Source organism: Thermanaerovibrio acidaminovorans DSM 6589, from assembly GCF_000024905.1.
GTDB classification, from domain to species: Bacteria; Synergistota; Synergistia; order Synergistales; family Synergistaceae; genus Thermanaerovibrio; species Thermanaerovibrio acidaminovorans.
On the sequence record NC_013522.1, the window covers coordinates 1,821,004 to 1,842,474 of the forward strand.

Genomic DNA, 21,471 nt, shown 5'->3' on the forward strand with positions numbered 1-21,471 from the left:
AAGTTTGGTATAATTTTTAAAAAAAATATATCCCCCGGGGGGTGATGTCCTTGCCGTTAAGGGATCGGTCCGTTCGTCCCTTCGTCTGGAAGGTTCTGTTGGCTATGGGAATCTACCTCTTGGGGGCTTTGGGATTCTCCCTTTGGGCCTATAAACAGCAGGAGCGCCAACTGATGGAGCAGGTGGACCAGCGACTCATGGTCGGCGCCTCGGCCCTTCAAGGGATGCTGGCGCCGGACTTCCACGACCGGGCAACGGGGCCGGACAGCATATCCCTGGAGGAGGAGATGGAGGCCCGCAGGAGGTTCAACGAATTCGCCGCCTCCGGGGGTTTCAAGTACGTCTACACGGTGATCGAGCGGGGAGGCGGATATTACTTTGCGGCCCCCACGGTGACCGAGGAGGAGGCCCGGGAGAGGGAGCGGTGGTACTTCTATCCCTACGAGGATATCCCTAAGGAGTTCGTCCGGGCCCTCAAGGATCGTAGACCCGCCTTCATGTCCTACACGGACGAGTGGGGCACCTTCAGGTCCGTGGCGCTTCCTCAGCGGTCCCAGGGGGGCACCTGGTACCTGGCCTGCGCGGACTACGACATATCCTACATAAGGGGGTTACTGGTTCGTGAGGCGGTCAGGTCCTTCCTGGAGGGGATCTTCTTCCTACTGCTCCTGGTCCCCGCCCTTTGGGTCATCCGGGAGCTCCTCCTGGAGATCAAGCGGGACCTGGCCAGGGCGGAGGAGTCGGAGGAGCGGCTCCGGTTGGCGGTGGAGAGCACCGGCCTCGCCCTGTGGGACGTGAACTTCGTGACCGGCAATTGGACCGTTAACGGTCAGTACCGGGAGATCTTCGGCTACGGGTTGGAGGGCGGGGAGGACTGGCTGGATACGGTGCACCCCGAGGACCGGGAGAGGGTTCAGCTGGCCTGGGAGGACCACCTGGCGGGGCTGACGGACCGCTACGAGGCGGAGTTTCGGAAGAGGTCCGCCTTCGGTGACTATCTGTGGGTGTCGGATCACGGCCGGGTCTACTCCAGGGATTCGCGGGGCGGGCCCCTTAGGGCGGTGGGGACGCTGAAGGACGTGACCAGCCGGAAGATGGTGGAGGAGATGTTGCGCTCCGCCAAGGAGCAGGCCCAGGCGGAGTCCCAGGCCAGGAGCCGCCTCATGTCCCGGGTGTCCCACGAGATTAGAACGCCGCTGAACTCCATAATGGGCTATCTGGACCTCCTCAAGGAGAGGGGGCCATCGCTCAACCTGCCTCAGGACGCGTCCGAGTGGCTCGATACCATCCAGCGGAGCGGATATCATTTGCTGTCGGTGGTGGAGGAGATCATGGACATGAGCACCATCGAGGCGGGGAAGCTGAAAGTGCGGGAGGATCGTTTCAACCTGCGGGACCTAGTGTCCGAGGTGGAGCACCTGATGAGCCTGGGGGCCCAACGGAAGGGACTGGACCTTCGGGTCCGTTACCTGAAGAGCGTGCCGGACCAGGTCACCACCGACCGGGGCAAGGTCAAGCAGGTGCTCATCAACCTTCTGGGGAACGCTATAAAGTTCACCGACGAAGGCACGGTGACAATGGAGATCTGGGTTGAGTCCGTGAGGGACATGGGGGCCAGGTCTCATGCTACGGTGTGCTTCCGGGTTAGGGACTCGGGGCCTGGAGTGGATCCCTCCATTCGGCGGAGCCTCTTCCAGCCCTTTGAGAAGCACGGATCCAGGGGGGGCGCCGGGCTTGGGCTGGCCATAAGCCACAGTTTCGCCGAGGCCCTTGGGGGGTCCCTGGAGCTGGAGGAGGTGGAGTCCGGGGCCTCCTTCGTCCTCAAGGTGCCGGTGACGGTGGAGGAGCCCCTGTCGGTGACATCGGATCTGGTGGTGGAGGAGCCCTCGCTGACGGAGGAGGAGAAGCGGTCCCTGGTGGACGCCATATCATCCGGGGACCGGGAGACCACCCATCGATCGATCCAGGGGGTATCCCACCAGGCCACCAGGGACATGCTGCTGGAACTTTTCAGGAACTATGACTACGGGGCCATGATTGACCTGGCTGGGGAAGGGGACAGGAATGGTTAACTATCGAGCCACCATAATGGTGGTGGACGACACCCCGTCCAACCTCAAGATCCTGGACCAGCTGCTCACCCCCTTGGGTCATCGGGTGTTGCTGTTTCACCGGGCGGAGGCGTTCCTCAAGGCGGCGGCGGCGGATCCGCCCGATCTGGTGCTCATGGACGTTAACATGCCCCATATGGACGGCATAGAGGCCTGTATGGCCATGAGGGATGTGCCGGGGCTAACGGACATTCCCGTGGTTTTCATATCGGCGGTGAACACCGAGGAGGAGAAGGTGCGGGCTTTCCAAGCCGGAGCGGTGGACTACATAACCAAGCCTTTCAGCGTGAAGGAGCTCAGCGTGAGGCTCAACACCCACCTGTCCATATGGAAGCTCCGGCGGGAGCTGGAGGATCACAACCGGGAGCTGGAGGTGCGGATAAGGTGGGAGGTGAAGCGCTCCGAGGGGGCCCAGCTGGCGCTGATAAGGTCCCTGGCGAAGCTGGCGGAGAAGCGGGACGACGACACGGGGATGCACCTGGAGCGGGTGCGGGCCCTGTGCGGGATACTGGTGTCCGTGGCCCGGGAGGAGGAGGCCTTCAGGGACCGGGTGGACCGGGACTTCGTGGAGTACTTCCCGGAGGCCAGCGTGCTTCATGACATAGGCAAGGTGGGGCTTCCGGACCGGGTCCTGCTGAAGCCCGGCCCCCTGACGGAGGAGGAGTTCCAGGTCATCAAGACCCACGTGTCCATCGGGGCCGGCACGCTGGAGGAGGTGGACCGGATCTTCCCCGGCAGCCCCTTCGTGAGGATGGGGATCCAGATAACCCGCTACCATCACGAAAGATGGGACGGGTCCGGCTATCTGGAGGGGCTTAAAGGGGAGGAGATACCCCTGTCCGCCCGGCTCATGGCCCTGGTGGACGTGTACGATGCGCTCCGATCCCGGCGGTGCTACAAGGAGCCAAGGCCCCACCAGGAGGCGGTGCGGATAATAACCCAGGAGGCGGGGAGCCACTTCGACCCCCGGGTGGTGGCCCTGTTCAAGCGGGTGGAGGCCCGGTTCGCCGTCACCTACGAGCGGCTTTCGTCACCCCAGTAGAAGGGGCGGTAAGGCCAAAGACAGTGAGATGGGGAGGGGCTTTTCCCCTCCCCATCTTTGACTTTACTCGCCGGAGCCCAGCTTCAGGACCCGGCCCTCCTGGGTTCCCTCCTTGGGGAGCACCAGCCTGACCATCCCGTTCTCGAAGGAAGCGGCGGCCTTGTCGGGGTCCACCTGGAAGGGCAGGGATATCTCGTAGTTGAGGCGCCGGGAGGACCTGCGGCAGTAGTAGCAACGGGACTCCTCCTTGCGCTCCTCCGTCTCCTCCGCGGAGGTGAGGGAGACCTTGTCCTTGAAGACCCGGATCTCCACCTTGGAGGGGTCTATCCCCGGGGCCTCCACCGCCAGGTGCAACTTCCCGTCCTCCTCGTACATCTCGATCCCCCTGCCGGAGGCGCCTCCGAAGAAGCCCTCGAAGAGCCGATCCACGTCGTCGAAGATCCCCTCGGGATCCACCATCCTCCTGAGACGCCGGTTGAACCCGTACGGAGCTATACCCCACATGGACCATACCCCCTTTGGTTGATTTATATTGACCTCCCTTGCGATGCCTATTCTATAGTGCAAGGTCAGGGTTTGTCAACACCCCCTGGACGGGATCCGCTGTGAGATAATGGCTCCCAAAGTCCAAGGGGGTATCGGATGATGGGGGACAATCTCCAGGCGGAACGGGTTAGCTGGGTGGGGCTCGGGGTGAACTTGGGGCTGGTGGCATTCAAATACTCCGCGGGGATCATGGGGGGTAGCTCCGCCATGGTGGCGGACGCCACCCACTCGCTGACGGACCTGGTGACCGACGGGCTGGCCATAGTGGGCTTTCGGATCTCCCGCCGCCCCAGGGACCGGTGTCACGCCTACGGCCACGGCCGGGCGGAGACGTTGCTGGAGGCCCTTTGCGGCCTGAGCCTCCTGGCGGCGGGGGCGTACATAATGCTGGATGGTCTGTGGGGGATCTGGGGGGCCTTGAGGGGGGTACCCAAGGAGCCCCCGTCGTGGCTCCCCTTCTGGGCCGCTGCCGGGTCGGTGGTCAGCAAGGAGATCCTTTATCGTTACACCGATCGATGGGCCCGCAGGCTGGACAACTTCGCCCTCCGGGCCAAGGCGCTGGACCACCGGTCCGACGCCCTGTCGTCGGTGGGGACCCTGCTGGGGATAGGGGGGGCGGTGATCCTTGGGGGGCGCTTCGCCGCCCTGGACTCCCTGGCCGCCGGGGCGGTGAGCCTGTTCATCGTGCGCTCCGCCCTGCCGATCCTAGACCGGAGCGTTAACGAGCTGATGGAGGGGGCCCTGCCGGAGGAGGTCCAGGAGGAGATAGGCCGGATCCTGGGGGCCACACCGGGTGTCCTGGGTTACCATCATGTGAGGACCCGGCGGGTGGGGCCCACGTCGGCGGTGGAGGCCCACGTGCTGGTGGCCCCGGAGATTCCCCTGCGGGAGGCCCACCGGATAGCCACCCGGGCGGAAAGGGCCATAGAGGAGGCCCTGGGGGAGGGCACCATGGTGACGATCCACGTGGAGCCCTTCGAGGAGCGGGGCGGCGTTGACGACGCCGCTTCTCTAGATTAGCTTATCACAAAGCCAAGGAGTGATGAACCGGATGTCAGGTTGCGGTTGCCCCATAAGGGCGGTGGCGTTCGATTTCGGCGGGGTGATGGCGGAGGAGGGGTACGTGAACGGCATATCGTCCCTGGCGATGAACCTGGGGATGAACCCGGAGGAGACCCTCCGCCGGGCGGAGGAGGCCCTCTTCGAGAGCGGGTACCTGGTGGGCCGGGGGACCGAGGGGGAGTTCTGGGACAGGTTCCGGGCGTTGACGGGGATCGGGCTGGACGACGGGACCCTCCGGGAGATGGTGCTAAAGGGCTTCGTGATCAGGACCCACATGGTGGAGCTGGTGATGAACCTGAGGGGCCGGGGGATCAGGACGCTTCTGCTTAGCGACCAGACCGACTGGCTGGAGGAGCTGGACCGGCGGCATCGGTTCTTCCAGCTGTTCGACGGGGTGTACAACAGCTACAGGACCGGACATACCAAGCGGCAGCGGGAGGCCTTCGATAACCTCCTGTCCCGGGAGGGTCTCGATCCCTGGGAGCTCCTCTTCGTGGACGACCGGGAGGAGAACGTGCGTCTCGCCTCCTCCCTGGGGATAGCGGTCATAAGGTACGTGACCCGGGATCAGTTCACCGCGGATTTCCTGGAGGTGTGGCTCTGACCGGGAGGTCTTAGGTGTCCGGGCCTGGGCGGTCAACCGGAGGATCCGGTGGAAGTGGGTAGGTAAAAAGAGAAGGGGGGATCCGATATGATCAACCGTCTTGCGATCCTTTGCGGGGGTGGTCCGGCGCCGGGGATAAACAGCGTGATCAGCTCCGCCGCCATCGAGGCCATCAACCACGGCTGGGAGGTTTTCGGCCTGCTGGACGGGTTCAAGCCCATATCCAAGGGGCGGTTTGAGGCCATTAGGCTCACCATCGACCAGGTGAGCCGGATCCACACCGAGGGGGGCAGCATCATCCGAACCTCCCGGCACAACCCCACGGTGGACCGGGAGGACATGGAGCGGGCGGTGGACACCCTGGCGGACGCGGGGATATCGCACCTGATAACCATCGGGGGGGATGACACCGCCTACTCGGCGCTCATGCTCTCCCGGCAGTCCCTGGCCAAGAGGGCCCATCCGATCCGGATAGCCCACGTGCCCAAGACCATCGACAACGACCTGCCTCTGCCGGAGGGGATCCCCACCTTCGGTTTCGAGACCGCCCGGTCCCTGGGGGCCCAGCTACTGACCAACATAATGGAGGACGCCCGGACCACCGGCCGGTGGTTCCTGTGCGTCACCATGGGGAGGGCCACCGGTCACCTGGCGCTGGGGATAGGCAAGAGCGCCGGGGCGACCCTGATCCTGATCCCCGAGGAGTTCGGCCCCCGGGTGAGCCTCGGCACCATCTCGGACCTGATCGTGGGGTCCGTGATAAAGCGGCTGGCCATGGGCCGGGGCTACGGGGTGGCGGTGGTGGCGGAGGGGCTCATGGGGAAGATACCCCCGGAGGAGCTGGAGGAGCTCAAGACCGCAGACCGGGACGAGCACGGGCACGTGAGGTACGGGGAGGTTAACTTCTCGGACGCTCTGAGGGACCGGGTCAAGAGGACGTTGCGGGAGCTGGGTATAAAGGTTACGCTGAACGACAAGGAGATAGGCTACGAGCTCCGGTGCGCCCCTCCCAACGCCTTCGACGTGGAGTACACCCGGAACCTGGGCTACGGGGCCTTCGAGTTCCTCCAGGAGGGGGGCAGCGGCTCCATGGTGACCATCCAGAACAACCGGATAGTCCCCATCCCCCTGGAGGAGATAATGGACCCCGCCACCGGCAGGACCCAGCAGAGGCCGGTGAACGTGGAGTCCATCCAGTACCGGATAGCCCGCCGGTACATGATCCGCCTTACCCCCCATGACTTCCAGGATCCGGTGGCCCTGGAGGCCCTGTGCCGGGCGGCCCGTATGGACCGGGAGGCCTTCGTGGGCCGGTTCCGCCCCCTGGCGGACGTCTGATCCACGGGAGAGATTTTTTATTTCTTGTTAAACCATGGGGCTGGAGATATAATTGTGACGATCTCACTTGATTAAAAAGACCAGCCGGGGATGGGGGTGTGGGCCATCGGAGACAGGCCGGCCATATACGTGGTGGACGACTCGGTTATGAACCTTCAGATCCTTGGGGAGGTCCTGGGGATGCAGGGCTACGAGGTCCGCACGTTCCCAAACCCCAGGGACGCGCTGGAACGGGCGGCGGAGGACCCGCCGGACCTGTTCATCCTGGACGTGGTTCTCCCCGGGATGGACGGCTTCGAGCTGTGCAGGAGGCTGAAGCAGCGGGAGATCCTGCGGGAGATACCGGTCATGTTCGTCAGCTCCCTGGACGACCCGCACCACATATCCAGGGCGTTCCTGGAGGGCGGGGTGGACTACGTGGCCAAGCCATTCAGGCCCGAGGAGATCGCCGCCCGAGCCATGACCCATGTTAGGATCCACCGGGCCCAGCGGGAGCTGCTGGAACAGAACCGGGAGCTGGAGGGGATCCTCCAGAGGAAGGACCAGGAGGTGCTGAGGGCCCAGATGGCCACCATCGAGGCCCTGTCGGAGCTGGCGGAGAGCCGGGACGAGAACACCGGGGGGCACATCATCCGCACCAGCCACTACTGCGGCCTGTTGGGCCGGGGTCTAATGAAGCTGGGGCTGTACCGGGACCAGGTGGAGCAGGAGTTCATTGATCTGCTGAAGAAGGCGGCCCCGTTGCACGACATAGGCAAGGTGGGCATCCCGGACAGCATCCTGCTGAAGCGGGCCCCCCTCACCCCGGAGGAGTACGAGACCATGAAGAACCACACCATAATGGGGGAGCAGGCGCTACTCAAGGTGCTGAAGAAGTACCCGGGGCACCCGCTTCTCCAGATGGGGATCCAGATAGCCCGGTCCCACCACGAGAAGTGGGACGGCACCGGCTACCCGGACGGGCTCAAGGGGGAGGAGATCCCCCTGGCGGCCAGGATAATGGCGGTGGCGGACGTGTACGACGCCCTCCGGTGTTACCGGCCCTACAAGACCCCCCTGAGCCATCGGGAGAGCATGCTCATCATCCAGGAGGGATCCGGGGACCACTTCGACCCCCTGGTGGTGGAGGCCTTCATGGCCATGGAGGGGATCTTCGAGACCACCTCCAGCAAGCTGGTCTTCCCGGAGGAGATGGAGGTGCCGGGCCCCTAGGGTCCGGCACCTTTCGTTTCCTGGCCCCTCAGGACTCCAGGGCCCGGGTGGCCCCCCGGACGAACTGCCGGAAGGCCTCGGCCCCGAAGAGGTAGAAGGCCACCTCATCCAGGCCATCGGGGCAGATCAGCAGGAACTCCTTCAGCTCCTCCCCCATGACATGGCCGCACTCCTCCACCGGGAAGCCCCCCACTCCGGTCCCCAGGGCGGGGAAGGCGATCCGGCGGAGCTCCATCTCCGCCGCCAGGCGGAGGGCCTCTCCGGTGGAGGACCGGATGGCCTCCCGGGAGGTCTTGAGGTCCTGTCCCATGACGGCGCAGTGGATCACCGCCTTCAGGGGAAGCCTTCCCGCCCCGGTGGCCACCGCAGAGCCCACCCGGATGGGCCCCTTGGAGATGGCCTCCGCCTCCACCTCCTCCCCGGCGGAGCGCCTTATGGCCCCCGCCACGCCGCTCCCCATCCAGAGCCGGTCGTTGGCGGCGTTCACTATGGCGTCTCCCCGGTAGGAGCAGATGTCCCCCTCCCTAAAGATCACCCATGTCCCACAGATCCGCATCTCCCTCTCCAACCCCATCACCTCCCAGGGCCTCCCTGAGGGCCCTCATGTGCTTGCACTCCCTCCGGGTGTTCAGGTGATACGGACAGGTGCAACTGTATAGGGTAGTGAAGTAGGCCTCGCTGCCCCCGCCGGAGGGACGGAAGAAGCCGCTTCGGCTGATCACGTCCAGGTCCAGCATCTCAGGCCCGTTGTCCCCCGGGGCGGGGCGACGGTGTCCCATCTCCCGGGCCCGGCGGCGCCGGTCCTCCACCTGGGACAGCAGGGTCCGGTAGGGCGGCACCGACTCCCTTTGGGCCTCCTCAAGGGTCATCCCCAGCTCCAGGAGGGATGCCATGGCCACCTTGGCGCAGAGCCGGGCGTCATCCAAGGGATCGTGGTGATTGAATGGGAAGCCCAGGTGCTCCGCCATGGACTCAAGGCCGCACCTCCTGAGGCGGAAGGCCCTCCTGGCCAGCCGGAGGGAGCAGACCCAGTCGAAGCGCGCCTCCCCCAGGGAGTAGAGGGCCATGGTCCGCATGAGCACCTCCAGGTCGAACCGGGCGTTGTGGGCCATCAGCGGCAGGCCCTGCACCATGGATATCACGTCCTCCAGCGCGTCGGGGAACTCCGGGGAGCTGAGCACCCGCCTAGGGGTTATCCCGTGGACCCTCACGTTCATGGGCTCGAAGAACCGGAAGTCCCGGTGGGGGAGGATCAGGAACGACGCCTCCTCCACGATCTCCCACTGGCGGACCACCACAACGCCCACCGCGCAGGGGCTCTCGTGGAACCGGTTGGCGGTCTCGAAGTCTATGGCGGCGAAGTCCAAGTTACCTTGACCTCCTAACCGTGGCACCCTCGAAGGGCTTGAGGCCCGAGAGGAGCGAAACGGATCCCCGGCTCATCCGGACCTCCCGGAACCTGACCGGGAAGGGCAGGTCCGAGGTGGACAGCAACGGGTTCAGGGACTTGAGGATCTGCTCCGTGAAGGCCTCGGGCTGGCGCCGGCCCTCGATGTAGAAGCCCACCCGGTCCAGCACGATCCCGTGGTCCCTCAGGGCCAGGATACCCTCGGCCCTGAGCCTTATCCTTATGGAGAATATGAACTTGGCGTTGTAGATCCCCTGGGCCTCGAACCGGTCCTCCAGGAGGCGGAAGGACAGGTTCGAGAAGCCGGACCTCTCGTTCCGGGCGAAGAAGTCGTTCACGTCCCTCTCCAGCAGGGTCAGCTCCCCCATGGAGGAGCGGACCATGGACTCGAGATCCCTGGAGGACCGGTCTATCCGGGCGTCCAGGCGGATCAGTTCAACCCGGACACCATCCAACAAGATCCCCCGGGCCTGGACGAAGGCCCGATCCTCATTGACGGTCACCTGGACCTCCTCGGGGGAGAAGCGCTCGAAGAGGGCGTCACACAGCCGCTGGGCCACCTCCTGATCGTCCCCAGTGGCAGCCAGGGCGCTCTCGCCTCCCTGGGTGGCAAGGGAGCAGAGAACCAGCAGGGTGGCCAGGAACAGAAGCCTGTACATGGCAAAGAGCCTCAATGGGGCACCTCCCGTTCATGCGCGTATGGGTTCATTTTACCCCTCCGGGACGGGTTGACAAAACCGGATATTCAGGTATTCTAATTCCATAATATCTGAGTAGGGGTGGCCGAATGGGCAACGTGATCAGGTTTTCGGAGGCCACGTCCATAGCTCTCCACGCGTGCCTCCTGCTGTCCGCCCCGGGGGCGGGAAGGATGACATCCGGGGAGCTGGCGTCCCGGATAGGGGCGTCGGAGGCGCACCTGTCCAAGGTGGTGCAGCACCTGACCCGGGCGGGGATACTGAGGAGCAAGAGCGGACCCGGGGGCGGGGTGGAGCTGGCGGCGGATCCGAGCCGTTTGAAGCTGTTGGACGTGTACGAGGCCATGGAGGGGAAGAGCTCCAAGGGGGGCTGCCCGCTGGGGAAGGGCCTGTGTCCCTTCGGCGGAAGGTGTCTCTTCGGGGGCCTCATGGGTCGGGTGGAGGACCAGGTGCTGGACTTCCTGGCCAGGACCACCCTGGGTGATTTCTGGAAGGGGGAGAGGCAGTTTGTCGATTAGAAGGGTGATCAAGATAGACCGGGACAAGTGCGACGGATGCGGACTATGCGTCAGCGCATGTCACGAGGGGGCCATCCAGCTTGTGGACGGCAAGGCGGAGCTGGTGAGCGACTCCTACTGCGACGGGCTTGGGGACTGTATAGGGGAGTGCCCCCGGGGGGCCATAAGCTTCGAGGAGAGGGAGGCGCTTCCGTACGACCAGCGGGCGGTGGATGAGAGGAAGGCCAAGATGGGGACCCTGCCCTGTGGATGTCCGGGCAGCATGGCCAGGTCCATTGGGGAGCCGCGTCCAGAACCGAAGCGGGAGATCGATCGGGATAGGGGGAGCATGCTGAGGAACTGGCCGGTTCAGCTCCGGTTAGTTCCATCGAACGCCCCTTACCTCAGGGATGCCAAGGTCCTGCTGGCGTCTGACTGTTCTGCGGTGGCACTGAGGACCTTTCAGGAGGACCTTTTGGAGGACCGGGTCTGTCTGATCGCCTGTCCCAAGCTGGACGACACCACCTCCTACAGGGATAAGTTGGTGGAGATCATCCGTGGGGGAGTCAAGGACATCCGGGTGGCCATCATGGAGGTGCCGTGTTGCTCTGGGCTGGCCCGGATGGCCAAAGAGGCGGCAGAGCTGGCCCGGAGGGATTTGGAGATGGAGATCGTGGTGGTGGGAGTAGAGGGAGAGATCCTGAGCCGCAAGACGGTGGAGTACCGCTTCGGCGGATAACGGGAGAAGGAGGGGATAGGAGATGTTCTGTTACCAGTGCGAGCAGACCGCGGGGGGCAGGGGTTGCTCCGTAATGGGGGTGTGCGGCAAGGACCCGAAGACGTCGGACCTTCAGGACCTGCTGGTGAAGGTGCTGTGTGATGTGGGGTCCCTGGCCCACACCAAGGGGTCCAGCCGGGAGGCGGACCTGCTGGTCCTGGAGGGGCTCTTCACCACCGTCACCAACGTGAACTTCGACCCGGACCGGGTGGAGTCGGTGATCCGCCGGGCCTTCCAGGTCCGCCGGGACCTGGCTGGGGGTCAGATGATGGACCAGTGGCTGGAGGAGGAGGCCATGGACCAGGAGGCCCTGGCGGCCAAGGGATCTCAGGTGGGCCCTAAGGCGGACATGGACCGGTACGGGGAGACCCTGGGGGGGCTCAAGTGGCTGGTGATCTACGGCCTCAAGGGGACCGCCGCCTACGCGGATCACGCCCACATCCTGGGTCAGGAGGATCCGGAGGTGTTCGCCTTCTTCCATCGGGCGCTGCATCAGGTCTCCCGGGAGGACATCACGGTGGATGGGATGCTCTCCCTGGCCCTGGAGGTCGGAAAGGTTAACCTGAAGGTCATGGAGATGCTGGACCGGGGCAACACGGGCACCTACGGGGACCCGGTGCCCACCAGGGTGAGGGTGACCCCCGTGAAGGGGAAGGCCATACTGGTATCCGGCCACGACCTGAAGGACCTCTACGAGCTGCTCAAGCAGACCGAGGGCAAGGGCATAAACGTATACACCCACGGGGAGATGCTCCCCTGCCACGGGTACCCGAAGCTCAAGGCCTTCGGACACCTGGTGGGCAACTACGGGGGCGCCTGGCAGGACCAGCAGAAGGAGTTCGACCGGTTCCCGGGGGCCATCCTCATGACCACCAACTGCATCCAGCGGCCCCTGGACAGCTACAAGGGGCGGATCTTCACCACCGGCCTGGTGGCCTGGCCTGGGGTCAGGCACGTGGACCGGTCGGACTTCTCCCCGGTGATCCAGGCGGCCCTGGAGGCCCCGGGCTTCCAGGAGGACGGGGAGGACAAGGAGATCCTGGTGGGCTTCGGGCACAACGCCACCCTGGCGGCGGCGCCCAAGGTGATCCAGCTGGTGAAGGAGGGCAAGATCCGCCACTTCTTCCTCATCGGCGGCTGCGACGGGGCCAAGAGCGGCAGGAACTACTACACCGACTTCGCCACCCTGGCGCCCAAGGACACGGTGATCCTGACCCTGGCCTGCGGAAAGTACCGGTTCAACAAGCTGGAGTTCGGGGACATAGAGGGAATCCCCAGGCTACTGGACATGGGGCAGTGCAACGACGCCTACTCCGCCATCCGGGTGGCGGTGGAGCTGGCCAAGGCGTTCGACACGGACGTGAACTCCCTGCCCCTGTCGCTGATCCTCTCCTGGTACGAGCAGAAGGCGGTTTGCATCCTGCTCACCCTTCTGCACCTGGGGATCAAGAACATCCGCCTTGGGCCGTCGCTCCCCGCCTTCATCTCCCCCGAGGCCCTCAAGGTGCTGCAGGATAGCTTCCACATAAGGCCCATAGGACCCTCCGCCCAGGAGGACCTGAGGGAGATCCTGGGGGCGTAAGACGAGGCGCCCCACGAACCCGGGGGGTTGGGACTTCAGTCCCAACCCCCCGCATTTTTTGTCATGAAAACGCAGGGCCCCACTTTCTATTTAATATAGTTAATGATACAATGACGCTTGCGGAGATACGGTTATAAAACTATTACGGTTGGGAGAAAAAACTTTTGGAGACCTCTTTTCTGGAGCTGGCGGTTGATAGGGACGGATCCATCCAGCGGGTGATCTTCGACCCCGAAGGGCTGTCCTCCCGGGGGGACTTCCTGGGGCACCTGGGGGTGGAGGATCAGGTTTGGCTGGAGGCCATCCGGGAGTGTCACGACCGGCACAAGCCCATCCAGAGGACGTTCAGCCGGGGCAGGACCCTGCCGTCGGTCCGGTTCCGGTTCAAGCCCACCGCCAAGGGGGTGGTGATGGTCACCGGCCACATGATCCCCCCCCAGGGGGAGAAGGGGACCCCCCACTGCACCTCCCTGGAGGCGGCGGTCACCGGCTGGGCCTACGACCTGAACAACCTGTTCACCATCATGACCCACTCGCTGGATCTGGCGGAGCACCGGCTCTCGTCCGGGAAGGACCCGGTGGGGGACCTTCGGCGCATTAGGCGGGGGGTCCAGCGGGCCCGGAGCATAACCGAGTGGATCATGCGGATGATGAGGAACTCCAGCCTGCTGGACGCCATACACTTCGCCCCCACGCTGGTGCTGGAGGAGATGACCGACATGCTCTCCGCCGCCCTCAAGGGGGTTACCCTGAGGGTTCGGATAGACCCCCTTGCCCACGGGGCCATCCTATTCGGCCTTCCGGAGGACCTGGGCAGGATAGTCTTCAACCTCTGCATCAACGCCGCCCAGGCCATAAGGTCCGGCAGGACCGGCAGGGGCACCGTGAGGGTCCTCTGCCGGGTGGAGGAGACCGCATCCCGGCGGCTCTCCATCCAGATAAGGGACGACGGCCCCGGCATGGAGGATCAGGAGATCAAGCGGATCCTCTACCACGGCACCTCCAGCCCATCGGGGCACGGGATAGGCCTGTCGGCGGTGAAGGATCTGGTCCGGAACCTGGGGGGCGTGATCGACGCCTCCGCCGTCCCGGGGCAGGGCTGTTCGTTCCACCTTCAGTTTCCCCTGGTGAGCCTGAGGCCCGCCCCGGAGGATCCCCAGGTGGAACGCCGCGGGGGGGAGCGCATAGGGCTGTTGCTGCCCAGAAGGCACGCGAAGCTCTACGGTAGCTACCTGTCCTCCCTGGGGTACGGGGTCCACGAGATCCCCTCCCCGGAGCACCTGGACCAGTACCGGGACGAGCTGGACCTCTTGCTCATCTGGTCCACCCACCGGGTCCAGCAGCCCCCCGCCCGGCGGGTCACCGTTGGGGAGGCGTCGGATCCGGAGGTCCAGTATCAGCTCCCCCTAACCAAATGGGACCTGACCGCCATCCTGTCCCGCCTGGACCAGGAGGTGCCCGCTTGAGGTCCCCCGGGCCCCTAACCCTATACCTCTGGTTTCTAAACTTCAGCGCCATGACCTTCGGTGGCGGCATGGTGCTGGTGGCCATGGCCCGGGATAGGCTGGTTAGCGAAGGGCTCATCACCCGGGAGGAGGCCATGGAGATGACCAACCTTTCCTCCACGGTGCCCGGTCCCGTGGGGGTCAACTTCGCCGCCCTGTCGGGCCTAAGGGCCATGGGGCCCATGGGGGCGGTGGCGGCGGTGGCGGGGGTGTTGACCGCCCCGTTCCTATCGGTGCTGTTGCTGGGGGGTTGGCTTCTCTCCCACTCCCAGCTCCCCTGGGTCCGGGGGTTCATATCCGGGGTTCTCTGCGCCAGCACCGCCCTAATGTCCCTGGCGGTGGCGGACTCCGGCCGGTACAACCTCAAGGGATGGAGGAGCCTGGTGGGGCTTGGGGCGTTCCTGGCCCTCCACCTGATGGGGTTGGGGCCCGGGGCGTCCCTGGGGATATCCATAGGACTGGCGGTGTTGATCCCATGGAACTGATCTCGCCGGTTCTCGCCTTCCTAAAGGTGGGGCTCATGGCCTTCGGTGGGGGCATATCCACCGTCCCCATCATAAGGCACCAGCTGATCGCCCGGGGGCTGGTGGATCCCCAGCAGTTCCTCACCGTGCTGGGCCTGTCGCAGACAACCCCGGGCCCGCTGATCCTGAACGCCGCCACCCTGGTGGGGTACGAGAAGGGGGGCCTCCTGGGGTCCGTGGCCTGCACCCTGTCCTCCATAGCCATGCCCCTTTTGGCCCTTTGGGGCATGAGATGGGCCTTCCGCCGGTACCCCTGGCTGGACCGGCGGTTCCGCTCCGCGGTGAGAGGTCCCATAACGGCCCTCATGGGCCTGGCGGTGGTCTACATGGGCAGGTCCTCCGTCACGGGCCCCATCCAGGCGGGGCTCTTCGCCCTGTCCCTCCTGTCCCTCCTGATCTTCCCCCCCCTTCGGCGCAACCCGCCGGTGCTGATCCTGGCATCCGGACTGCTCGGCATCCTGCTGCTCCGGTGAATCGCCACCCGGGCGGTTGTCCCCGGGCCCACCAGGGTATAGGATCCATCTAGCCGGCGGACAAGGTCTTCAGTTCGCCCCCTCGGTGGGGCGCATAGTGGCGGAGATGGTGGAGGGGCGGGAGCCCTTCATCGACGTGTCCACCTTCCGGCTCTCCCGGTTCCAGGAGGGGGACCTGTTCTTCGAGCCCTGCTGCATATGAGCCCCCCGGGACAGCGAAAGTGGGGTATCAATAGCCGGGAGAGATCACGTTCAGGCTCAGGTCCAGGGCCCTGGCGGAGTGGGTCACGGATCCGACGGATACCACCTGGACCCCGAGCCGGGCGGCCTCCAGGGCCCGCTGGACCGTCATGTTCCCCGAGGCCTCGATGATCGCCCTGCCCCGGGCGATCTGGACCGCCCGGGCCATCACCTCCGGGGGCATGTTGTCCAGCATGATTATGTCCGCCCCGGCGTTAACCGCCTCCTCCACCTGCTCCAGGGTCTTGGCCTCCACCTCGATGGTCATGGTGTGGGACACCCTCTGGCGGGCCATGTGCACCGCCTGGGCCACCCCACCCGCCAGGGCTATGTGGTTGTCCTTGAGCATCACCCCGTCGGAGAGGCCGAACCGGTGGTTCCTGCCGCCCCCCATGAGGACCGCCAGCTTGTCCAGGACCCTGAGTCCCGGGGCGGTCTTCCGGGTGTCCGCCACAACCGTGTCGTAGCCCCGGAGGGCGTCCACGAACTCCCTGACGGCGGTGGCTATGCCGCTCATCCGTTGCATCAGGTTGAGGGCGGTCCTCTCGGCGGAGAGGAGCGCCCGGGCGTCGCACCGGATCCGCATCACGTCCCGTCCGGGCAGGACCCTCTCCCCGTCCCGGGCCAGCAACTCCACCTGTGCGTCGGGGTCCAGCCGCTGGAACGTCCTGGCCCCCACCAGGAGCCCCGCCACGACCCCCGGGGCCTTGGCGGTCACCAGCGCCACCGCTGGGGCCGGCTCGGGGAGCACCGCGGCGGCGCTCACGTCCCCGTAGGGCATGTCCTCCCGGAGGGCCTGGTCTATGATGGGGTCTATCAGGTGCCAGTGGTGGGTCATGGAGCTCACCCCTCTATCCAGTGGCTACCCAGGGAGCCGGGCCTGGACAGGGCAGCGGAGAGCACCGCCCGGGCCACCTGGGCCATGTTGAACGCCTCGAAGGCCTCGGTGGAGCGTAGCTCCAGCCCCTCAAGGTGCCGCAGGATCCCCTCCACCTGGTCCAGGGCCTCCTGAAGGCCCCGGCGGGTCCTTATGACGAAGGCGTGCCGGGTCATGATCCGCCGGATCCGGTCCATGACCCCCTGGAGGTCCTCCCCACACGGGGAGCGGTCCTCCCTTGGCACCCGGACGGGCCCTCGGTCCGCCGGTTCCTCCGGGATCCGGCGGGCTATCCGCTTGGCGAACACCAACGCCTCCAGGAGGGAGTTGCTGGCCAGCCGGTTGGCCCCGTGTACCCCGGTCCTGGCGGCCTCGCCGCAGGCGTAGAGTCCCGGGACGGAGGTGCGGCCCCACAGGTCGGTTAAGACCCCTCCCATTAGGTAGTGGGCCACGGGCCTCACGGGGATCCACTGGGAGGTGATGTCTATGCCCTCCTCCAGACACCGGGCGTAGATGCCGGGGAAGCGGGACTTGAGGAACCCCCCGTCCAGGTGGGTCACGTCCAAGTAGACGCAGGGGGAGGAGTGGAGGGCCATCTGGCGGACCACCGCCCGGGCCACCACGTCCCTGGGGGCCAGGTCCTTCAGGGGGTGCTCCCCCTCCATGAAGGGCTCCCCCTTTGGGTTCCTCAGTATCCCCCCCTCGCCCCGGACCGCCTCGGATATGAGGAAGCTCCTGGAGGAGGAGGGGGAGTGGAGGGCGGTGGGGTGGAACTGGACGAACTCCATGTCCATGAGGTCCGCCCCGGCCCGCATTGCCATGGCGATCCCGTCCCCGGAGGAGTAGCGCATGTTGGTGGTGCTCTCGTAGAGCCTTCCGATGCCTCCGGTGGCCACCACCACGTGGGGGGCCAGGATGGCGGAAGGTCCCGGGCCGAGTAGGGAGACCCCGGCGGCGTTGCCGTCCAGGTCGGTGATCACGTCCACCGCGAAGGTTTCCATGATGAAGTGGATGTTGTCCCTTCGCTGGGCCTCGGCGAAGAGGGCCCGGACGATCTCCGCCCCGGTGGAGTCCTTGGCGTGAAGTATCCGGTTCCTGGAGTGTCCCCCCTCCCGGGTGAGCTTGAGGGATCCGTCGGGGCGGCGATCGAAGTTCACCCCCAGGCGGATCAGGTCCTCCGCCACCTGGGGGCTCTCCATGACCATGGTTCGGACCGCCTCCGGGTCGTTGTGGCCGCATCCGGCCCTCAGGGTGTCCTCCACGTGGGACTCCAGGTCATCAGGGCCCTGGCAGATGGCGATGCCCCCTTGGGCCAGGCCGCTGTTGGTGTCCTTGGGCACCGCGGTGGAGACCACCGCCACCTTCATGTCCCGGGGCAGGTTGAGGGCGCAGAAGAGCCCCCCTATGCCAGAGCCCAGGATCACCGCGTGGAAGTTCAGGGCTCCCTCCAGATCGGGGGGGGTTAGATACCGCACCTAGATCACCTCCAGCATCCTCGACAGGGCCCCTTGGGCCCGATGGATCACCTGGGGGTCCAGCTGTATCTCCTCCACTTCCTCCTCCAGGGACCTGAGGATCAGCTCCAGGGTGGTCTTCTTCATGTTGGGGCAGAGGGGGGCGGGGGAGAGGGTGTGGAAGGTCTTGCGGGGGCAGCGCTTCCTGAGCCCATGCAACATCCCCTCCTCGGTGCCCACGATGAACTCCGCCGCGTCAGAGGACTCGGCGAAGTCGAGCATCTGGGAGGTGCTTCCCACGAAGTGGGCCATCTCCAGCACCTCCTTGGGACACTCCGGGTGGGCCATGAAGAGGGCAGAGGGGTGCTCCCGCAGGGCCTGGGCGGCCTGCTGGGGGGTCATCCTCTGGTGGGTGGGGCAGAAGCCCTCCCATGGGATGATCCGCACCTCCGGCACCTGGGACTGGACGTACCGGGCCAGGTTCCTGTCCGGGGCGAAGATGACCTCCTTAGCTCCCAGAGAGCGGACCACCTTGGGGGCGTTGGAGGAGGTGCAACATATGTCGCACTCCCCCTTGGCCTCCGCGGAGGTGTTCACGTAGCAGACCACCGGTGCGCCCGGGTGCTTGCGCTTCATCTCCCGCAGGTCCTCGGGGGTCACCATGTCCGCCATGGGGCACCCCGCGTCCGGGGCGGGGAGGAGCACCTTCTTCTGGGGAGAGAGGATCTTGGCGCTCTCCGCCATGAACCTGACGCCGCAGAAGACTATGGTCTCCGCCTCCATCCGGGAGGCGGCGCGGCTCAGCTGGAAAGAGTCCCCCACCAGGTCCGCCAGGTCCTGCACCTCCGGGGGCTGGTAGTTGTGAGCCAGGATCACCGCCCCCTTGGCCTCCTTGAGGCTCAGGATCCTCTCCTTCAGGTGGTTGATGTCCATCTGCTCCGATCTCCTTTTCTCCCGCTTGGGCCGGGATATTTGTGATTTATGTTGCAAAGACGAAAAAGCCCTACTTTTTTTCCACATAATAGCACATTTACCGGTCCTATTTATCGCCTGATGAGGGGAGATCAATTCGCCCTCGGTTTTGCCCATGGGGGCCGTTGGTGGCCCCTCGAGGATTTCAAGGTCTTCGTCTTCGTCTGATGGTGAAAATGAAATTGGGCCCCGACTACGAAACCGGGGCCCAACGATGCATCGGGTTCAGATGTCCGGCTGGAACTGATGGCGGATCACCTCGAAGAGGGGGTTGTTCCTCCTCGGAAGTGGGGGGTTGAGTCCCGCCCCCTTGGCCTTCCAGTAGGCTTCCCCGAGCCCGCCGGATCCCAGCTCATAGTCCATGCCATCCCATCCGTCCTCCCGGAAGGAGTAGAAGGCCCAGTGAAGGGAGTTCTCGTTGAGGACCTGGATGACGTCCCCAAGGTAAGCCCCGGCCCCCTTGTTCCTGCGATAGCATCCGAACTCGGCCACCACCAGTCGGTTTGATGGGATCCCGCGATCCTTTGCCCACCGGAGGAAGGGGGTCAAGAAGGTCCTTATCCTGTCCCTATCCCAGATCTCCGTTCTTCCGTTGAACGGCACCCTGCCTGGGTAAGCGTAGCCCTTGTGCTCCGAGAAGTTTAGGTGGCTAGTGAAGGTGAAGGGCTCATACATGTGAACCGAGTAGAGGATCCGATCGTCCTTCAACCTGGGCCAGAAGGTGAAGGCGTTGGGCTTGGCGAACCATCCGCTGTCCAGCATTATGGGGGTCTCCCGGTCCACGCTTCGGATCCGGGCTATTATCGTCTGGTAGAAGGCCACTATGTCCCTTGGGGTGCCCCGGTTTTTCCGGTACCATTCCGCGTAGGCATCCGCATCCGCGTACTCCGATAGCCCCGTCCCCATCTCCGGGGTGGGCTCGTTCAGGATGTTGTAGCCTATCACCGCCGGATGCCCTCGGAGGGCAAATGCCAGGTCCCTCCAGAAGGCCGCCGCCTGCTCCCAGTAGGCTCTATCTCTCCAGAGCCTAAGATCCCGCTTGCCACCGTTGAGCTGCACCCACCGATTGCCCGGAAGGCCCAGGGGGGTTATGACAACCTTGATATCCCTTGCCGCCGCCCAGCCCAGGACCATCTTAAGCTTGGCCAGGTCCTCCTTCACCAACCCCCGGTAGTGATCCGCATCCCCCATGAGAAAGTCGCGTTCCTTGCCATCCCACTTGTCGAACGCCAGCCGGACCCACTGGACTCCCAGGGACTTTGCGGCGTCGAACCACGCCTCCGACGGCTCCTGATTGAAACAGTTGGTCCCCTTCCGCTGCACGTCCCAAAAGGACATCTTGTCAGCCCCAAGAGCCACATGGAACTCAAAAAAGGATCCCGAGACCAACCATGCAAATGAAACTTACAGCTCGCCTCAACCACATCTCCCCCATCCCTACTTGTTTCGCAGACGGGGGCGTATTTTATCATACATAGATAAAAATGTCTAAATAACCTTGTCCATCGGCCAAGGTGGGATCGGATGGATATGAAACTTGATCTTGCATTTAAAATGCGATAGAATATTAGAATAATTCCACATCTTCGTGAAAAAGAGATTCTGAGGGAGGGATGTCAAATGAGGTTCGCGAAGTTGACCCGGGCAGCGCTTGGGCTTTCGGTATGCCTTGGCCTTTGGATCTCCGCCGCCGGGGGAACGCAGGAGGAACCCCATGGGTTGATGTTGAAGTCCATGATCCAGACCATGCTCCAATCCAGGGTGGAGGCCAGAGTTGCAGAACGGTTGGCGCTGAATCAGGCGATCCTATCGGGGATGATCCTGGATGCGGAGCTCCAGGCGGGAAATTTAACCCCCGTGGGCACTGGCCCCTCGGCAGAAGCGGAACAGGTCCGGTCTCGGGCGGAGCTATGCGGGGTGGCGATCGGCACCGTCCTGGCGGAGGGGTTGAACGCCTACGGTGAGGAGGGTGCCACGCCGCTGATGACCTCCATGATGGGGGCCACGAGGGCTGGAATGTCCCTCCAGTCCGCCTCAGAGACAATAAGGGCGCTGATCCAATCCGGTTACTCCGTGCGCCAGGTGGCCCAGGTGATGCAACACGTTAGGGAGAGGCTTCGTCAGGAGATACCCCGGGATGCGGGAGAGGGGATAGGCCAGCAGGTAAGGACCATGGCGAAGAACAGGATGGACGTTCAGGCCATGACGGAGGCCATCGATGGGAACTCCAAGGGACATGCCATTGGCGCTGGGACACCAGGGAGCCCCAGGTCAAACGTGCCATCCGAAACCGGCAGCGGCCATGGTTCCGGCAATGGCTCTGGCAAGGGATCTGGCAAGGGCGGAAACTAGGACACGAGCGATAGGGGGGCCCGTCCATGGAACTGGCGGGCCCCCTGATTTTTGTCAGGTCCGTGGCCCCCGTCGATTCAACCTGGAGGGATCTCCGTCCCCGACGCTGAAGCCCGGTAAAGAACCGAGGATCTCAAGTGGCACATCTGATACCCGCTGTTGACATCATCGAGAAATTAAATAGACTATGGACCGT

The 21,471-nt window shown here is 64.6% G+C and carries 21 protein-coding genes; 13 read left to right on the top strand and 8 right to left on the bottom strand.

The window, feature by feature from the left end; genetic code table 11:
• Positions 1-44: 44 nt before the first annotated feature.
• Together TACI_RS08990 and TACI_RS08995 are read left to right on the top strand one after the other, a co-directional pair.
• Positions 45-2,072, top strand: coding sequence for a sensor histidine kinase (locus TACI_RS08990; protein ID WP_164925258.1), 2,028 nt, complete (start codon positions 45-47; stop codon positions 2,070-2,072).
• On the top strand, positions 2,065-3,153 hold the full coding sequence (locus TACI_RS08995; RefSeq protein WP_012870462.1) for an HD domain-containing phosphohydrolase: 1,089 nt from the start codon (positions 2,065-2,067) through the stop codon (positions 3,151-3,153). Before TACI_RS08990 ends, TACI_RS08995 begins: the two co-directional genes overlap by 8 nt.
• 63 nt (positions 3,154-3,216) lie before the next feature.
• Here the strand turns inward: TACI_RS08995 and TACI_RS09000 are convergent, their stop codons facing one another.
• Positions 3,217-3,657: an Hsp20/alpha crystallin family protein gene (locus tag TACI_RS09000; protein WP_012870463.1), complete on the bottom strand. Its 441-nt coding sequence runs from the start codon at positions 3,655-3,657 to the stop codon at positions 3,217-3,219.
• A 141-nt stretch (positions 3,658-3,798) separates the two neighbouring features.
• Here TACI_RS09000 and TACI_RS09005 point away from each other — a divergent pair, with 141 nt between their 5' ends.
• The 4 genes from TACI_RS09005 to TACI_RS09020 all read left to right on the top strand — a co-directional run bounded on the left by TACI_RS09005 (position 3,799) and on the right by TACI_RS09020 (position 7,915).
• Positions 3,799-4,719, top strand: a complete 921-nt coding sequence (locus TACI_RS09005; RefSeq protein WP_242601109.1) for a cation diffusion facilitator family transporter — start codon at positions 3,799-3,801, stop codon at positions 4,717-4,719.
• A 31-nt stretch (positions 4,720-4,750) separates the two neighbouring features.
• Positions 4,751-5,365: an HAD family hydrolase gene (locus TACI_RS09010; RefSeq protein ID WP_012870465.1), complete on the top strand. Its 615-nt coding sequence runs from the start codon at positions 4,751-4,753 to the stop codon at positions 5,363-5,365.
• An 87-nt stretch (positions 5,366-5,452) separates the two neighbouring features.
• Positions 5,453-6,703, top strand: coding sequence for a diphosphate--fructose-6-phosphate 1-phosphotransferase (gene pfp / locus TACI_RS09015; protein ID WP_012870466.1), 1,251 nt, complete (start codon positions 5,453-5,455; stop codon positions 6,701-6,703).
• A 90-nt stretch (positions 6,704-6,793) separates the two neighbouring features.
• Positions 6,794-7,915: an HD domain-containing phosphohydrolase gene (locus TACI_RS09020; RefSeq protein WP_012870467.1), complete on the top strand. Its 1,122-nt coding sequence runs from the start codon at positions 6,794-6,796 to the stop codon at positions 7,913-7,915.
• A gap of 28 nt (positions 7,916-7,943) precedes the next feature.
• On the opposite strand, the gene TACI_RS09025 is transcribed toward TACI_RS09020, so the two are convergent.
• Genes TACI_RS09025 through TACI_RS09035 form a run of 3 tightly spaced genes read right to left on the bottom strand, consistent with a single transcriptional unit; the run spans position 7,944 to position 9,997 of the window.
• The gene (locus TACI_RS09025; protein WP_242601111.1) at positions 7,944-8,450 is read right to left on the bottom strand and encodes a macro domain-containing protein; all 507 of its coding nucleotides are present in this window, start codon (positions 8,448-8,450) and stop codon (positions 7,944-7,946) included.
• On the bottom strand, positions 8,440-9,282 hold the full coding sequence (locus TACI_RS09030; protein WP_012870469.1) for an exonuclease domain-containing protein: 843 nt from the start codon (positions 9,280-9,282) through the stop codon (positions 8,440-8,442). Before TACI_RS09030 ends, TACI_RS09025 begins: the two co-directional genes overlap by 11 nt.
• A 1-nt stretch (position 9,283) precedes the next feature.
• Complete coding sequence (locus TACI_RS09035; protein WP_012870470.1) at positions 9,284-9,997, bottom strand: LmeA family phospholipid-binding protein; 714 nt, start codon at positions 9,995-9,997, stop codon at positions 9,284-9,286.
• A gap of 113 nt (positions 9,998-10,110) precedes the next feature.
• On the opposite strand from TACI_RS09035, the gene TACI_RS09040 reads away from it, so the two are divergent.
• From TACI_RS09040 to TACI_RS09065, 6 genes are all read left to right on the top strand, one after another.
• Entirely contained in the window at positions 10,111-10,539 is a 429-nt protein-coding gene (locus TACI_RS09040; protein ID WP_012870471.1) for an RrF2 family transcriptional regulator, read from the top strand.
• Entirely contained in the window at positions 10,529-11,257 is a 729-nt protein-coding gene (locus TACI_RS09045; protein WP_012870472.1) for an ATP-binding protein, read from the top strand. Before TACI_RS09040 ends, TACI_RS09045 begins: the two co-directional genes overlap by 11 nt.
• Before the next feature lie 22 nt (positions 11,258-11,279).
• Complete coding sequence (gene hcp, locus TACI_RS09050; protein ID WP_012870473.1) at positions 11,280-12,878, top strand: hydroxylamine reductase; 1,599 nt, start codon at positions 11,280-11,282, stop codon at positions 12,876-12,878.
• Positions 12,879-13,042: 164 nt separating this feature from the next.
• On the top strand, positions 13,043-14,344 hold the full coding sequence (locus TACI_RS09055; protein ID WP_012870474.1) for a sensor histidine kinase: 1,302 nt from the start codon (positions 13,043-13,045) through the stop codon (positions 14,342-14,344).
• Positions 14,341-14,868 (top strand): chromate transporter, encoded by a 528-nt coding sequence (locus TACI_RS09060; RefSeq protein WP_012870475.1) that lies wholly within the window; start codon positions 14,341-14,343, stop codon positions 14,866-14,868. Before TACI_RS09055 ends, TACI_RS09060 begins: the two co-directional genes overlap by 4 nt.
• Entirely contained in the window at positions 14,859-15,380 is a 522-nt protein-coding gene (locus tag TACI_RS09065) for a chromate transporter (protein ID WP_012870476.1), read from the top strand. Before TACI_RS09060 ends, TACI_RS09065 begins: the two co-directional genes overlap by 10 nt.
• 229 nt (positions 15,381-15,609) lie before the next feature.
• On the opposite strand, the gene nadC is transcribed toward TACI_RS09065, so the two are convergent.
• The 4 genes from nadC to TACI_RS09090 all read right to left on the bottom strand — a co-directional run bounded on the left by nadC (position 15,610) and on the right by TACI_RS09090 (position 20,261).
• Positions 15,610-16,458 (bottom strand): carboxylating nicotinate-nucleotide diphosphorylase, encoded by an 849-nt coding sequence (nadC, locus tag TACI_RS09075; protein WP_012870478.1) that lies wholly within the window; start codon positions 16,456-16,458, stop codon positions 15,610-15,612.
• Between the two features lie 5 nt (positions 16,459-16,463).
• Positions 16,464-17,972 carry an L-aspartate oxidase gene (nadB, locus tag TACI_RS09080; protein ID WP_012870479.1) on the bottom strand — a complete coding sequence of 503 codons (1,509 nt, stop codon included), beginning with the start codon at positions 17,970-17,972 and terminating at the stop codon, positions 16,464-16,466.
• Positions 17,973-19,040 carry a quinolinate synthase NadA gene (gene nadA / locus TACI_RS09085; protein ID WP_341271037.1) on the bottom strand — a complete coding sequence of 356 codons (1,068 nt, stop codon included), beginning with the start codon at positions 19,038-19,040 and terminating at the stop codon, positions 17,973-17,975.
• A 108-nt stretch (positions 19,041-19,148) separates the two neighbouring features.
• Positions 19,149-20,261 (bottom strand): glycoside hydrolase family 5 protein, encoded by a 1,113-nt coding sequence (locus tag TACI_RS09090; RefSeq protein ID WP_164925262.1) that lies wholly within the window; start codon positions 20,259-20,261, stop codon positions 19,149-19,151.
• 282 nt (positions 20,262-20,543) lie between these two features.
• On the opposite strand from TACI_RS09090, the gene TACI_RS09095 reads away from it, so the two are divergent.
• Positions 20,544-21,275 (top strand): hypothetical protein, encoded by a 732-nt coding sequence (locus TACI_RS09095; protein WP_012870482.1) that lies wholly within the window; start codon positions 20,544-20,546, stop codon positions 21,273-21,275.
• Positions 21,276-21,471 lie beyond the last annotated feature (196 nt).